This window comes from Parapedobacter sp. (genome assembly GCF_053550995.1).
Genome location: NZ_JBMQOC010000002.1, coordinates 1 through 13,101 on the forward strand (window position 1 = coordinate 1; position 13,101 = coordinate 13,101).

Below are 13,101 nucleotides of genomic sequence, written 5' to 3' on the forward strand. Positions count from 1 at the left end.
CCCCAGCAGCATACCATCGCTCACAAACGCATGCCCACCGCAGTTCAGGCCGGACTCGATCCGGAATTCCGATACCCACAGTCCTTTCTTGGCGAGCAATTTACCTTGGATCAATGCCGACCGATAATCGCTTACCTTGAGGATGATGCGTTTGGCAAGGGCTCCATCGCTACCGGGAAAGAAATCGTCGAATTGTTCAAAATAACTATAAAGGCGTGGATTGAGTCCCGCTGATAAGATAACGGACGACCGCAGTTTACTCCGTGCAAATCCCCGCAATGCCGCCAGGGCGTCCGAATATTCCGGTGGCAATGAGGTGCCATCGGGTGCATAATTCGTCTTATCCACCTTGGTCATGATATTTACATCAATCGCTCCGGCGGTAATGACGGCACGGAGCTTAACGGCCAGTTTCTCGCGTTGATCGCCGTTGCTGGCACACATGGCAAGATAGTCGCGCTTGGCCGGCGACCTTTCTGGCAATAGCTCGAAGTAACGGTCAAGTTCGCTATTTGCCTCGAAGGCGTTCGTGCACAGTTGCTCCATCTGCGCATCGATTATATCTTGTAAGAGGTTGAGATAGGCCGTAATCCGCTTAGCCCGGCAGTCTTCAGCTTTTTGCGAAATGGGGGTAAAGGGTTGCCCGAATTGTGCGGCATAAAATTCGCGCATCTGCTCCACCAGGTGGTCGTCGGCAAGGGATAATGCCGATGAAATACCAAACCGGGCTACTTTCAGCGGCGTATCGATGGTAAAACCCAAACCCATGACGGGTATGTGGAACGTGTGTTGATTGGTATTGTTCATCGTGTATATGTCAGCGTATCGGCTGATCGTTATTGCAGACCAGCTCATGCAAAATTAGGGATTCCAAACCCCCATCATGTGACCGTGGTCACCGCTATAAATGACAAGGATCATCCTCGTCAAATCGTATTTATTCCAATCCCATTTGGGCTTTGCCCTCATCGGTAATCATGTGGTAATTCCATCGGGGTTCCCATACGATGTCGACCTCGATTTCCCGGCCCGGAAAAACGGCTTCCAACGTGTTTTCCACGCCCCTCGTAATTGCATCACCCATGGGGCAACCGGGTGTGGAGAGGGTCATGGTCACTTTCACTTTCGCCGCATCGGTAAAATCGACGCTGTAGACCAGGCCCAAATCAACGATATTGACGTATAGCTCCGGGTCGATGACCTGCATCAGGGCCATTTGGGCCTTCAGTAATTCCGTGGCAAACGGATCATTGAGTTTTATCTCCATCTGTAATCATCGGTTTATGAAAAATCGTCTTGGCCACGTTCACTACATACACGGTAGCCAGCATTATCCACAGCAACAGCGCCATGCGTATGACCGGTGTATAATCAACCACCATACCTGCAACAAGCGACACGAAAGCCACGACATACAGGTAAAATTGGTAAACGGTAAGCCGTTCACTGTACAATTGCTTGGGAAGCGGCACCTTTACCTTGCCGTTGAGGTGCCGGTAATGGCTACTCCAGACGATGAATGGCAGGGTTTTGAATGTTTTGCCCAGAATAATGGCAGTAATCCACCCGAGGAAAAGGAACGTACCGTAAATAGATACCCAACGTGTATCCGAGAAGTAATAGGCTACCGGAATCAGGCCAAAAGCCGCTCCCAAACAAGCGAATGAAACGGCAGCATGCTTCATCAGCAACTCTACTTTCCGGCGCAAGCGGTTGCGGTACGCATCAGCGAGGTAAAGCAGCCAGGCTAATGTGCCCAGCAGAACGATACCGCCGTAAACCAGCATCTTTGCCGTGACGGGGTTGAAATACCCATCGACAAGGAACAGTACCAATCCGACGTTCTGCAGCAGCAACGCTGCATACAGCAACCACTCGCGCCTTGATTTGCCCAGCAGGAACATCGGCACCAACTTGGTGCTTACCCCGGTAATCAGTTGCAGGAACCATCCCGCCAACCCGGCATGGGCATGGAGTTTCAATAGGTCGAGGTGGTTGCGTGGGATGAATGTATGGCGTAGGTTGATCGCCAATAACAGCCCGATGGTAACGGTAATAAGCAGCCACCATGCCGAACTCACAATAAATGCCCGTTGGGGCGTGGTCCGTTGGTTCCGGGCCGCTGTAACACAGGTATTTATGGTATAGAGCAGGGCAGCAATCACCACCAACGCGCCCCCGGTAATCATCACGGCGCCAACCTCGAATACCCAAAACGACCATACCAACAGCAAGCCCCCCAAGGTGAGCATGAGGTATGATACAACGGCCAAGGGTACGCTGTAGAGGTCGCGTTCGCAGATGACCGGCAGGAGTTGATAGGCAGCACCGAAGATGACCATCGTACCCCAGCCCAATGCAGCCGTATGCACGATGGCCAGTAGGTGCGGACTGAAATGATGCGCCGTCAGCTCGCTGGCAGCTAAAAAAAGCAGTATGGCCAGTGCCGCGAAGCATACCGCTCCGGTACCGTAGAACGGCAATACCGCTATGGGATGGGGCGCCTTTCCGATACTGATGTCTGCCATGGCTAGTTGCTTTTTGCTGGTTGCTGGTTGCTTTTTTGCACTTTGCTGTTTGTTTATTTGTCGTTTGTGGATTTGCTTTTTTGCGCTTTGTTCCTTAATCCTTGCTCCTTAATCCTTGCTCCTTTAATCTTTGCTCCTTAATCCCTTAATCTTTGCTCCTTCATCCTTCATCTAAGTACTAACAATCAACATCCGCACATCCCCCTCGCCCACCTCATGGATGTGCGCGGTATACGCTTGGTCGGCGAGTTCTTCCAACAGGTGCAGGGGCACTCGTTTATGCTGTATGTACAGCACCTGGTGAGGTGCCAACGTGGGTAACGTTCCAAGGATGGTTTCCATGGGCTGTGGCATGGGCAGCGGGCGCACATCCAGTTGGACACGCCGTGCCTCCGGATAAGTGGCCAACAGGCGCTCGAACGATGGACCATCGTGCATCACCACGCGGTCTGTGGCCGCTGTTTCCGTTTCTTGTTGTGGCACCTCCGGTTTGAAAAACCAGGTATGGTGCTCATTTGGGGCCACGGTTTCCACATAGCTTTCGGCCCCTTTTTTCTCCAACAAACTGAGCAGTGGATATGGGATAAACGAGTTGATGATGCACAATAGGTTTCCGGGTGGCAACGCACGGTATCGTTGCACGATTGCCTTCAGGGGATCGTCGCCCGACGCAATGATATCACGCACATCGAAAAGGTCTTTTTGCGCTTCGCCTACCCCAGTGAGCCAATTGGGCTGCTGTATCGGCTTGGGTACCTCCGGACTTGCGGCAGGTTCATTCCGTTCGAATTGGAAACCCAGTGGTTCCAACGCGGCCCGGATATCCGCCAAAGAGCAGCCGCCAATGGCGGCTGCCTCGGCCAACGTTACCCGTGGGGCCATCACCCGTCGTAGCAGCGGGTTGTTCAGTTTACGCAGGGGCTTGGCCAGTGCCGCTATCGCCGCTATGCTGTCCACATTGGCTTTGATCACGTCGGAAACCCGCGTGTGTTCATTAATAACCATGGTCTATCCCCTATAATGCGCCCGCACTGCTCAGGCGTTCCTTCTCCAACTTCAATGCTTTCGGAAACAGGATATTGTTTTCCAAATGGATATGTTGGAAGAGGTCGTTCTCAAATTCCTTGATCTTATCAAAGAGGTAGGTATAGGAATTGCAGGCGTCTGCCGGCAGGTCATAATCTTTCGTCAATTTCCGCAATGCTTTGAGTTCGTCACCTGCGGAGTCGTGCTCTGCCTCCATCATGTGTACCGGCCCCTCAATTCCAACGGTCATCTGTCCTGGCTCACCATTGGCTTCCAAGGTTTTGATGGCTGGGAATAGTACGCGCTCTTCCTTTTGTTGGTGGTTATACATGTCGGCTATCAGCCCTTTTAAACCTTTTGATAATTCGAAAAGCTCTGGGTGCACGGCACCATGGCGGGACGCCACTTTTTCTGCTAATTGTTCTATGACAGGGCCACTTTCGCGGACATATTTATGATGCACATTATAAATGTAGTCGGCCAAAAAACCCAGATCCCACGAATCGAAATCATGGGTAGCTTGCCCGCTGCCGGCAGCTTCCGACCGTTCCAATTCCTCCTTCACCTGGGCTTCGGTCAACCCCACCTCTGCAACCGCTTCTTTCAATGTCTTCTTGCCGCCACAACAGAAATCGATACCCAATTTCTTGAATACTTCCGCCTTCCGCATGTCCTTAGCAGCTATCTCGCCAACGGTTTCCTCTGCTTCGGCAGCCGGTTTAGCGATCTGTACCTGCCACGTTTCAGGGCCCGATTCCAGGTAATCCCAAGTGAAAATATTACCGCGCTCGCCCAATAATTGGTAATAAAGCGGCCGTGGGTCATGGTCGTTGTGGATGATGAAGCTTTCGCCTTGTTCCAATGCGTCGAAATGCTCGAAAATGGTGGGATGTTTTAGCCGCGGTTCAATCTGCGTAACATCCAATACTGCTGTTCTAATCATGACTAACTTGCTTATTTATTAAACACTTATATTAAACACTCGCTAATATCGGACAATTTTGTCCTTTATTTATTTACTACTTTATTTTTTGACATTGCGTTAGCATTTGCGGCACGCGTTAGAGGTCTCGCCGTTCAAAAAACCTCGTGGAAAACCACACAGGGACAATAACCCATAACAATAGTACCAGGGTTGTTATCGCCATACCCCATCCTGTTCCGAAGAAATTCCGGAAGATAGCACCGGTATAGCCCATCATTGCCGATAGATCGACCTGCAACAAAATCAATATCCTACTGATATCGATTGGATTGAGCATGGACACGGCAACCATCCCCTTTTCAATCGGGTAATCGGCAAACTGGAATAGGATAAACAGCACCAACGCATCGAAGAGCAGGGCGAAGTAGAGCCATAACAAGATGGATAGGCCGATACCTTTTGCCTTATCGCGGATACGCACCGCCGCCCATAAGGCGATCGCCACGAACACCACGGATAGTAAGGTACCGCAAAGCAGCAACACGACTCCCGAAGGGGTAAACGCATAAAGCAGGATGGGTATGCCGACGCCGATGAGGAAAGCAAGTGCCACGGCACCGGCCAGTCCGGTGAATATACTTAGCCAGATCGTTCGGCGTTTCAATGGCTGGCTAACGAGCAATTCAATAAATTCCGCACTGTTATACAGGTACACTGTCGAAAAAATAATGCTCACCAAGGGTACCACAAACAGGATGATATTCAGCAGGCTGACCACCCCTTTGTCGGCGTTGCCTTCGATACTGAACACACTGAACGATAACACCAGCAGTGCCGCGGCATATACCATGACCGTGCGGCTGCGCAACAGGTCTGCGATAACGTATTTTACAATTTTGTTCATACCATTACCCCCTTCGCTGCCACGTCTTTGGCCATGAGCTTGGCGATGGCCTTACCCAGTTTGTCGGTCCCCGTTTCCTCTTTCAAAACATCCAATGATTTGTGGAACAGCGGCTTCCCATCCTGCATATAGATAACCTGCGTCACCAAATCATCCAAATCGCTCAACACGTGCGACGTGATGACAATCAACTTGTCTTTGCTTCGTTCTGCCAATATTTTGTCTTTCAACAACTCGGTGGCTACCGGATCGAGGCCAGCAGTGGGTTCGTCGAGGATCAGCACCTCGGGCTTGAACATAAACGCCAGGCAGGCGCTCACTTTCTGCCTTGTTCCGCCCGACAGCGTACCCATTCGTTTGTCGAGCATGTTCTGGAGTTCGAATACGTCAAAAAGCTCCTGGTCTAGCGCGGCTTCTGGCATTTTGCGGATATCGCGCATCATGTCTAGCACCTGTCCGATCGTCATATTTTCCGGATACCGGCCTATCTGCGGCATGTAGCCGATGTCGCGTCGGTACTCCCATTGCTGGCCAATGGGGCTCCCCTTGAAAAGAATCGTCCCCGATTGCGGTACCACCATGCCCAATATCGTTTTGATCAGTGTCGTTTTCCCGCTCCCGTTGGGCCCAATCAGAGCCACGCATTCTCCTCCCGACAAGGTGAGTGAGACGTCATCGAGCACTTGCAGTTTACCAAATCGCTTGGACAGTTGTTGTATGGTCATCATAGGGCGACGGGGTTCATCATCGGAAAATCATCCTTCAAATCTTCTGGGATGAGGCTGGGCATCACCCGTTCGGTACGGTCGAGCAGGGTAACCATGAAGCTACGGAACAGCAGCATGGCAGCCGGATACTTCTCCACCACCATCGAGAACAAGCTGACAGGCCGGTACGGAACGTCTCCTTCCTTGTCCTTGTCCAGGTCGTATCCCTCGTATTTATCCCAGTAATTGCGCACAAAGGTATTGAGCTTCAAGGAGCCGTTGGTCGCTAAATCGAAGGTGTTTTGTACAAAATTATTCTGCGTAAGCATGTTATCCATACAGCTTGACTGCATTTTCATTGCCCAACCGTTTCCTTCAAATTGGTTACGCTGTATCTGCACGCGGTTGCTTCCTTCCATCAATATGCCCGTGGTATTCCGCAAAAACACGTTATGTTCAATATGGCTATCGGTGATATCCTTGAGCAATAGCCCATAGGCCGCATCGCCCCAGTTCTCGCTGAACACATTGTTTTCCATGCGCACCTGTTTGGTATACATCACCGCTACGCCAGCCCCGTTGCGCGAAAAGGTATTCCCATAATAACCGTTCTCGTGCGAAAACATAAAGTGGAGCCCATACCGCTTATTATCCACCGCTACATTATCGCGAACTTCCGTGTGGGTAACAAACTCAAGGTATATCCCATCGCGATGGCCAGTGATGGTATTACCCACAATGTAAAGGCTGTCACTTTTCCAACCATGTATCCCATTTCCGGTGAGCTGCTCGGTTGCGCCATAGGCTGTAAGTTGGTTGTTGCGAACCGTGCATTGCCGAGAGCCTTGCAAATAAATGCCGAAAAAGTTATCATCGAGCGTATTATCCGCAATGATTATATGATGCGTATCGTAAACCTTGATGGCCGCAATATCCCGTATCGACGATTGGCCGGAGGCTTTGATGGTAAACCCACTTATCGTGACAAAGGGAGCAAAAACGGAAAAAGGTTCCTGTTCCTTTTCACCGTCGATGATGGGGTTACCCACGCCGATCAAAGCAACAGCTTTTCGGATTTCGATATTGCCCTCCCGGTATATCCCACCATGCACCCGGATGGTATCGCCTGGCGCTGCCTGCGCCAACGCCTGCTTAACGGACGTTATGGGGTGCGATGGGCCAACATGGATGGTGGCGGCATATCCCGCACCGCCCACCATCAGGCAAACACACATACTAAAAACACCGTAAACAGGCCTTAACATCGCTACCTTCCGCTTATTTCCAAAGATCTGCCCATACCAGTTCTTCACCACCGTGGGTTTCTTGCACCTGCGCCAGCTCTTCACGGGTTGAAAAAGCCGCAACATCACCGCGCATGGGACTTTTCAACGATTCACTTTTCAGCAAGAAAAGCCCTTCCGAAGGGAGCAGCTTATCCGCGTGGCTATAATCGGGCAGGTAGTATTCGGCCACTTCTTCCCGGGCAACGTTGCCGGCCTTCACAAACGCAACCATGCATTGCACATCGTCGAAATTGTACGCCCGGCCCTTCGTGGTGGCCAGCTGGCACCCGAAACGCGCGTCGCTGATGGTCATCCGGCAATGGCCGCACTGGTCGTGCCCGTAGTTGATGGGTTGCGGCCCACCGCCCCCACAGGCTTGGACGGCCAACATCAACATCAGCCCCGTCGCGAAGAAACTTACTAATCGTTTGATATTCATGATACTACTTGTCTTCTATTAACCAATCGCCATTCGGCAAAAACGCAGTATGCCAGCAGCACACCACAGGAAATAAATATCCATCCCCCCACATCGGGTATAGAGAATGCACCGAAGTTGAGCAGTTGCTTGAACCCGATCAACGGCGGCTGGTAAGCCATGCCGGGCACCTGTATAGGTGCCGTCGGGTCAAGGTCGTGCCCGTATTCGTACAGCCAGCGCCAGAAATCGACCATAGAGACGACCCCGAAGAGCAGGAATGCCCCAAACAGGATGTATAACAAGCGCCGCCGCCCCCAAAGCCCCACTACAATAAAGGCGAGCCCGTAAATACCGATCAAATAAGGCAGTACGGTAAACTCGATAAAGTCATCGGCATGGAGCACTTTCATTCCGATGTAATGGTTCAATCCATTGATGATATCGACCTGTCCATCCAGTTTATAACTGTATATCAACAATTCAAGCCCTTCGGGATACTGAGCAGCGTCCAGTTCGATACGCCATATCGGCAATGCGATGACGGCAAGCAGGGCCACGCCGCTGATTGCGAGTATGGCCCTGTGCAATGATTTCATAGGATATTGGCTTTTCACATCACTTATTTTTTGGTGCCGGTATAGGCCGTCATGGGTACGTTGCTCCCTTTCGGGGAAACCCGCACATAGCCTGACATTTCCTGGTGCAATGCCGAACAGAAATCGGTGCAATAAAATGGGAAGATACCCACGCGATCCGGCGTCCATTTCAACGTCACGGTTTCTCCCGGCATCACAAGCAACTCGGAGTTATTGGCCCCTTTGATGGCAAACCCATGGGGCATATCCCAGTCCTGCTCAATGTTGGTCACATGGAAATAAACCTCATCACCCATCCGTATGCCTTCGATGACATCGGGCGTGAGGTGGGACCGGATGGTGGTCATATACACCCGCACAATATTGCCGTCACGCTCGATGCGGGCTTCAGCCTCACCGTTTGTTTTATGCGGGTGCGCATTGGCATTGATGTCGTATATTTTCACCGATTTATCCATCAGCATCTCCGCGGGTATGGCCTGCGCATAGTGAGGCTCGCCGATGGTCGGAAAATCAAGGAGTAGTTCCATTTTATCACCGCTGATGTCAAACAATTGGGCACTGTGTGCCAACTCGGGACCTGTAGGCAGGAACCTGTCTTTGGTAATCTTGTTATACGCCACCAAGTATTTGCCATACGGGTTCTTGGAGTTTCCGCCCGCCACCATCAAGTGGCCAACAGAATAATAGGTCGGTTGCCTATCGAGGACTTCGAGCGACTCCACATTCCATTTTACCACTTCCGACGAAACGAAGAATGAGGTATAGGCATTTCCTTTCGCGTCAAACTCCGTATGCAGCGGACCCAATCCGGGCTTTTGTACCTCCCCATGCAATACAGACTCATACTTCATGACGGGGATGCCGCCATAACGCTCGCCTTCGAATTCTTTATTGGCAATGGCGTTCTGCAACTTCTCAAAGCTGAATACAGGAATCAATGCGGCTAGCTTACCACTGCCTACAATGTATTCGCCCGTGGGGCTCACATCCGCTCCGTGGGGCGACTTCGGACAGGGGAGCAAATACGCCAAGTCATCGAAATCGGCAATATCCAATACCGTAACTTCGGTTTTGATTTCGTGGGTGGCACTATGGGTATGTTCATCCCATTTATTGTGGGCATAGCGCACGTTGGTTTGCTTGGTGCCTCGTCCCGCCTTGAAATATTCTTCCGCTTTCTTCCAGTTGATGGCCATGATGAAGTCCTTGTCGTTTTGCGAAGCGTTGACTTCCTGCAAAGTATGGGCCTGCTCCGAATTGTAGCAACTGATAAACAACCACCCGCCCGACGCGCCTTTTCCCGCACCGGACAAGTCGAAATTCAGACCGGGGGTTTTTAACTGGAATGCGATGTCGAATTCGCCAGTTTCCTTGTCCACACTTACGAAACTGATGTGGCCCTTGAAATTTTCCTTATAGGAATCGATGGGCACATCACCCTCCGGCCCATCCGGCGGTACGCTGAAGCGCGTTGCCGCGATAACATATTCCGAGTTTTCCGTGGTAAACGGCGAGCAGTGGTTACCGCCCGTGTTGGGGATTTCGATAATCTCCGCCGTACGGAACGTCGTGAGGTCTATCCGGGCCAGGCGTGGCGTATTGTTGGAGTTGGCAAACACCCACTTGCCATCCGGCATACCATCCGTGAAAGACGATTCGATGTGGTGCAGGTCATCCCAGGGAACGAAACCATGGGAGGTCATCAGCATCGGCTTGGTTTCCTCGCTGAATCCCCATGCCTTTTCAGGGTCGACCGAGAATACCGGAATCACCCGGAACAACCGCCCACTGGGCAAGCCATACACGCTCATCTGCCCGCTGAATCCACCCGAGGTGAAGGTATAAAACTCGTCGTACTGCCCCGGCGGCACATATGTCCGTTGGGCGGCATTCCCCGACACTGCGCTTCCAGCACCTTTGGGCCTACAAGCATTCAAGGACAAGGATACCGCGGCTACGGCAGCCATCCACAGGAGATATTGTTTTGGTTTCATTATACGATATATTTAGTGATCAATAAGTATCGTTATTGTACCCCGTCATTTTCACGCATGAACTCCAGAATCTTGCGAGCTTCGTCGTCAGCCAGGTTCTGGTTGGGCATCCGTACCAGGCAGATTTCCAACTGCGCCTGTAATTCGGGGTCCTTGTCAATCATGGGGTCGGGGTTGGTAATAAAATTCATGATCCATTCGGGGCGGTGCCTTTCGGTAACGCCAGCCCACCCGGGCCCGACCAGCCGCTCATCGGTATACTTGTGGCAACTGGCACATTTCAGATCGGCAATCGTTTTGCCTTCTTTTGCCATAGCCACATCCAATTTGTCGTCTACGTCCACGTTTTCAAACTTTCCTTCACCCCGCTTCGGATCGTAGTCTTCGGGGTTGGCCATAGACTGGGCGGGTGCTTCGTTGCCGTTGTTTTGTTTTCCTCCTTGGGAGCACGCGTACAACGCGATTCCTAGGGTCAGTAGAACCAATAACTTTTTCATTTTTGTCCATTTTTGGTTATTATCGTAGCCCTTTATGGTACGATTGTTTTGATTTGCTTTATACGTTGCACGTTTCATATGAGCAAAACTAGCCAGTGGAGCACGGTGATTTTATGCGTATAGTCATAAAACAGCCTGCCGTACCATGCCAACCAAACTAAAGAACCATCAAAAGACTGTTTTTCAGCAAGATATATAATACAATCGTAATTATGATTGTTATCACTTCTACTGTTGATAACAGTCACGGGGCTTCATTAAACGAGCCCCTACCTTTGTATCGGTAGCTTTAACCAATGACATGTTGATGCTATTCGTAATCTCAACATACCATGATAGACACCGACTTATTATTAGAAAAAGGCGCAACTTATCGGCACACCGGGGCAGGCGAAATCATCTTCAATGAGGGTGCGCCGGCAACATTTTACTATCAATTGGTTTCAGGTAGGATAAGGTGGTCGCATTTTGACGATAACGGAAAAGAAGTGATCCACAAAATCCTAGAGGCCGGCGAAGCCCTTGGTGAGTTTCCATTATTTGACGGCGAGCCTTACGCAGCCAGCGCAGTGGCCGATTCTACGTGTACCATCTTACGGTTGAGTACGGCATCATTCCATGAGTTGCTTGCCGAACATCCCGGCATCCACTTGGCATTTACCAAATCGTTGGTCGCGCACTTACGCTTCAAGGTCTTTTTGTTCAATGCGTTGGCTAAAAACGATCCGCAAACCGCCCTCGTTGAATTGATTGACTATTTTAACCGGCATGGCAAGCTGATATGCCAAGACTGCAACCGATTGATGGTTACCCGGCAACAATTAGCCAATATGATTGGTCTACGGGTCGAAACCGTCATTCGGGCAATCAAGCAATTGCAACAGGAAGACAAATTATGCATCGTAAAAGGGAAAGTGTTCGTTCCGAACGACGGGGTATGAAAGCGGCCCTGGAGTGCATCACCGTGCGCCAGTGGATATTATTGGCCCTTTTCAATCTAGTATTGGTTGCGGGCCTCGGCCTGTTGATGCGGCTGAAAGTCCTGCTTCCTATGCCGGCCATCAACCAGAAGTTCCTGCTCCATGCCCATTCCCACTTCGCGTTCGCCGGGTGGGTATCGCATGCATTGATGGTTTTGGTGACGGCGATGGTTTTCAACCAGCAACAAAATGAAAAGCTGCCCTGGCGGTATCAACTTACCCTTATCGCCAACCTGCTTGCAAGCTACGGCATGCTCATCAGCTTTTTTCTCCAAGGTTATGGGCTCTACTCCATTATCGCATCTACGGCGACCATCGTCGTTTCCTATGTTTTTGCAATGCTATGCTGGCGGGATATGTCGAGAAGCCGCCGTAGCTCCTCGACCTTTCGTTGGCTTCGGGCAGCACTACTATTTCTCGTACTGTCATCCGTGGGTACGTTTTATCTAGCCCACCTCATGGCCTCAAGCAATATGGACGCCCGGCTACAACTCGCCTCGGTATATTTTTACTTACATTTCCAATACAACGGCTGGTTTTTCTTTGCGTGCATGGCGCTGGCGCAACATGGGTTCGACCGGAAAAATACAGCTATCAAGTATTCCAAAACCGTCTTTTGGGTGTTCGCGGTAACCTGTCCGGTTAATTACCTGCTTTCCGTGCTTTGGTGGGATATGCCCCGTTGGCTCTATGTTGTTTTAATCATTGCCGTACTGGGGCAGAGCATCGCTTGGGCACAATGGCTGCGTGGCTGCTTAGCCAATCGACTCGTGTTGGGGCGTTCATTAACGCCTCTTGTGAAATGGCTGCTTATCGGCGTGGCCACCGCTGCAACCATCAAGTTTGTTCTCCAAGGGTTATCGGTCATTCCATCACTGAGCCAATTGAGTTATAGTTTCCGTCCCATTGTCATCGGGTACCTGCACCTCGTTTTACTGGCTGTCATCAGCCTCTTCATCATCGCATATGGCTATATCGGTGGATTGCTGCACATCAACCGCCTGGCCATCGCGTCGACAACCGTCTTTGTGTCCGGCGTTATATTGAATGAGTTGCTACTGATGGGGCAGGGTATTTCGGGATTGGCGCGCACGCCCATCCATCATATGCCCCTGTTACTGGCGGTCGCAGCGGGTATGCTCCTTGTTGGTATCGTGGGGCTGCTGTTGAGCCAGCGGCATAAAGGTTCATGAGATACATTTTCACATCTCCTGTATCTTCTTAACTTTGCAAC

13 protein-coding genes and 1 pseudogene are annotated in these 13,101 nt (G+C 50.9%); 2 read left to right on the forward strand and 12 right to left on the reverse strand.

Going from position 1 to position 13,101, the window contains the following annotated elements:
* The 12 genes and pseudogenes from ACO1NT_RS00075 to ACO1NT_RS00130 all read right to left on the reverse strand — a co-directional run.
* Nucleotides 1-807: pseudogene (locus ACO1NT_RS00075) on the reverse strand (hypothetical protein); the annotation flags it as partial.
* 130 nt (nt 808-937) lie between these two features.
* A complete protein-coding gene (locus tag ACO1NT_RS00080; RefSeq protein ID WP_449046251.1) occupies nt 938-1,267 on the reverse strand; it encodes a metal-sulfur cluster assembly factor in 330 nt (109 codons plus the stop codon).
* Nucleotides 1,248-2,528, reverse strand: coding sequence for a hypothetical protein (locus ACO1NT_RS00085; RefSeq protein WP_449046252.1), 1,281 nt, complete (start codon nt 2,526-2,528; stop codon nt 1,248-1,250). The genes ACO1NT_RS00080 and ACO1NT_RS00085 overlap by 20 nt, the downstream gene beginning before the upstream one ends.
* 171 nt (nt 2,529-2,699) lie before the next feature.
* Nucleotides 2,700-3,533 carry a DUF2249 domain-containing protein gene (locus ACO1NT_RS00090; protein WP_449046254.1) on the reverse strand — a complete coding sequence of 278 codons (834 nt, stop codon included), beginning with the start codon at nt 3,531-3,533 and terminating at the stop codon, nt 2,700-2,702.
* Between the two features lie 10 nt (nt 3,534-3,543).
* Nucleotides 3,544-4,497: an iron-sulfur cluster repair di-iron protein gene (gene ric / locus ACO1NT_RS00095; RefSeq protein WP_449046255.1), complete on the reverse strand. Its 954-nt coding sequence runs from the start codon at nt 4,495-4,497 to the stop codon at nt 3,544-3,546.
* Between the two features lie 118 nt (nt 4,498-4,615).
* Nucleotides 4,616-5,383: an ABC transporter permease gene (locus ACO1NT_RS00100; protein ID WP_449046256.1), complete on the reverse strand. Its 768-nt coding sequence runs from the start codon at nt 5,381-5,383 to the stop codon at nt 4,616-4,618.
* Nucleotides 5,380-6,111 (reverse strand): ABC transporter ATP-binding protein, encoded by a 732-nt coding sequence (locus ACO1NT_RS00105; RefSeq protein ID WP_449046258.1) that lies wholly within the window; start codon nt 6,109-6,111, stop codon nt 5,380-5,382. Before ACO1NT_RS00105 ends, ACO1NT_RS00100 begins: the two co-directional genes overlap by 4 nt.
* Nucleotides 6,108-7,403 (reverse strand): nitrous oxide reductase family maturation protein NosD, encoded by a 1,296-nt coding sequence (locus tag ACO1NT_RS00110; RefSeq protein WP_449046259.1) that lies wholly within the window; start codon nt 7,401-7,403, stop codon nt 6,108-6,110. The genes ACO1NT_RS00105 and ACO1NT_RS00110 overlap by 4 nt, the downstream gene beginning before the upstream one ends.
* A complete protein-coding gene (locus tag ACO1NT_RS00115) occupies nt 7,369-7,815 on the reverse strand; it encodes a nitrous oxide reductase accessory protein NosL (protein ID WP_449046261.1) in 447 nt (148 codons plus the stop codon). Before ACO1NT_RS00115 ends, ACO1NT_RS00110 begins: the two co-directional genes overlap by 35 nt.
* Nucleotides 7,812-8,393 carry a hypothetical protein gene (locus ACO1NT_RS00120; RefSeq protein WP_449046262.1) on the reverse strand — a complete coding sequence of 194 codons (582 nt, stop codon included), beginning with the start codon at nt 8,391-8,393 and terminating at the stop codon, nt 7,812-7,814. The genes ACO1NT_RS00115 and ACO1NT_RS00120 overlap by 4 nt, the downstream gene beginning before the upstream one ends.
* 23 nt (nt 8,394-8,416) lie before the next feature.
* A complete protein-coding gene (gene nosZ, locus ACO1NT_RS00125; RefSeq protein ID WP_449046263.1) occupies nt 8,417-10,390 on the reverse strand; it encodes a Sec-dependent nitrous-oxide reductase in 1,974 nt (657 codons plus the stop codon).
* Nucleotides 10,391-10,422: 32 nt separating this feature from the next.
* Nucleotides 10,423-10,887: a c-type cytochrome gene (locus tag ACO1NT_RS00130; RefSeq protein ID WP_449046264.1), complete on the reverse strand. Its 465-nt coding sequence runs from the start codon at nt 10,885-10,887 to the stop codon at nt 10,423-10,425.
* 332 nt (nt 10,888-11,219) lie between these two features.
* On the opposite strand from ACO1NT_RS00130, the gene ACO1NT_RS00135 reads away from it, so the two are divergent.
* Together ACO1NT_RS00135 and ACO1NT_RS00140 are read left to right on the forward strand one after the other, a co-directional pair.
* A complete protein-coding gene (locus tag ACO1NT_RS00135; protein ID WP_449046266.1) occupies nt 11,220-11,828 on the forward strand; it encodes a Crp/Fnr family transcriptional regulator in 609 nt (202 codons plus the stop codon).
* A complete protein-coding gene (locus tag ACO1NT_RS00140) occupies nt 11,783-13,060 on the forward strand; it encodes a hypothetical protein (protein ID WP_449046267.1) in 1,278 nt (425 codons plus the stop codon). The genes ACO1NT_RS00135 and ACO1NT_RS00140 overlap by 46 nt, the downstream gene beginning before the upstream one ends.
* Nucleotides 13,061-13,101: the final 41 nt, after the last annotated feature.

Bases quoted from the DNA above. Each gene is read 5' to 3' on its own strand.
- ACO1NT_RS00080 (WP_449046251.1), bottom strand. From the start codon at position 1,267: ATGGAGATAAAACTCAATGATCCGTTTGCCACGGAATTACTGAAGGCC.
- ACO1NT_RS00085 (WP_449046252.1), bottom strand. From the start codon at position 2,528: ATGGCAGACATCAGTATCGGAAAGGCGCCCCATCCCATAGCGGTATTG.
- ACO1NT_RS00090 (WP_449046254.1), bottom strand. From the start codon at position 3,533: ATGGTTATTAATGAACACACGCGGGTTTCCGACGTGATCAAAGCCAAT.
- ric (WP_449046255.1), bottom strand. From the start codon at position 4,497: ATGATTAGAACAGCAGTATTGGATGTTACGCAGATTGAACCGCGGCTA.
- ACO1NT_RS00100 (WP_449046256.1), bottom strand. From the start codon at position 5,383: ATGAACAAAATTGTAAAATACGTTATCGCAGACCTGTTGCGCAGCCGC.
- ACO1NT_RS00105 (WP_449046258.1), bottom strand. From the start codon at position 6,111: ATGATGACCATACAACAACTGTCCAAGCGATTTGGTAAACTGCAAGTG.
- ACO1NT_RS00115 (WP_449046261.1), bottom strand. From the start codon at position 7,815: ATGAATATCAAACGATTAGTAAGTTTCTTCGCGACGGGGCTGATGTTG.
- ACO1NT_RS00120 (WP_449046262.1), bottom strand. From the start codon at position 8,393: ATGAAATCATTGCACAGGGCCATACTCGCAATCAGCGGCGTGGCCCTG.
- nosZ (WP_449046263.1), bottom strand. From the start codon at position 10,390: ATGAAACCAAAACAATATCTCCTGTGGATGGCTGCCGTAGCCGCGGTA.
- ACO1NT_RS00130 (WP_449046264.1), bottom strand. From the start codon at position 10,887: ATGAAAAAGTTATTGGTTCTACTGACCCTAGGAATCGCGTTGTACGCG.
- ACO1NT_RS00135 (WP_449046266.1), top strand. From the start codon at position 11,220: ATGATAGACACCGACTTATTATTAGAAAAAGGCGCAACTTATCGGCAC.
- ACO1NT_RS00140 (WP_449046267.1), top strand. From the start codon at position 11,783: ATGCATCGTAAAAGGGAAAGTGTTCGTTCCGAACGACGGGGTATGAAA.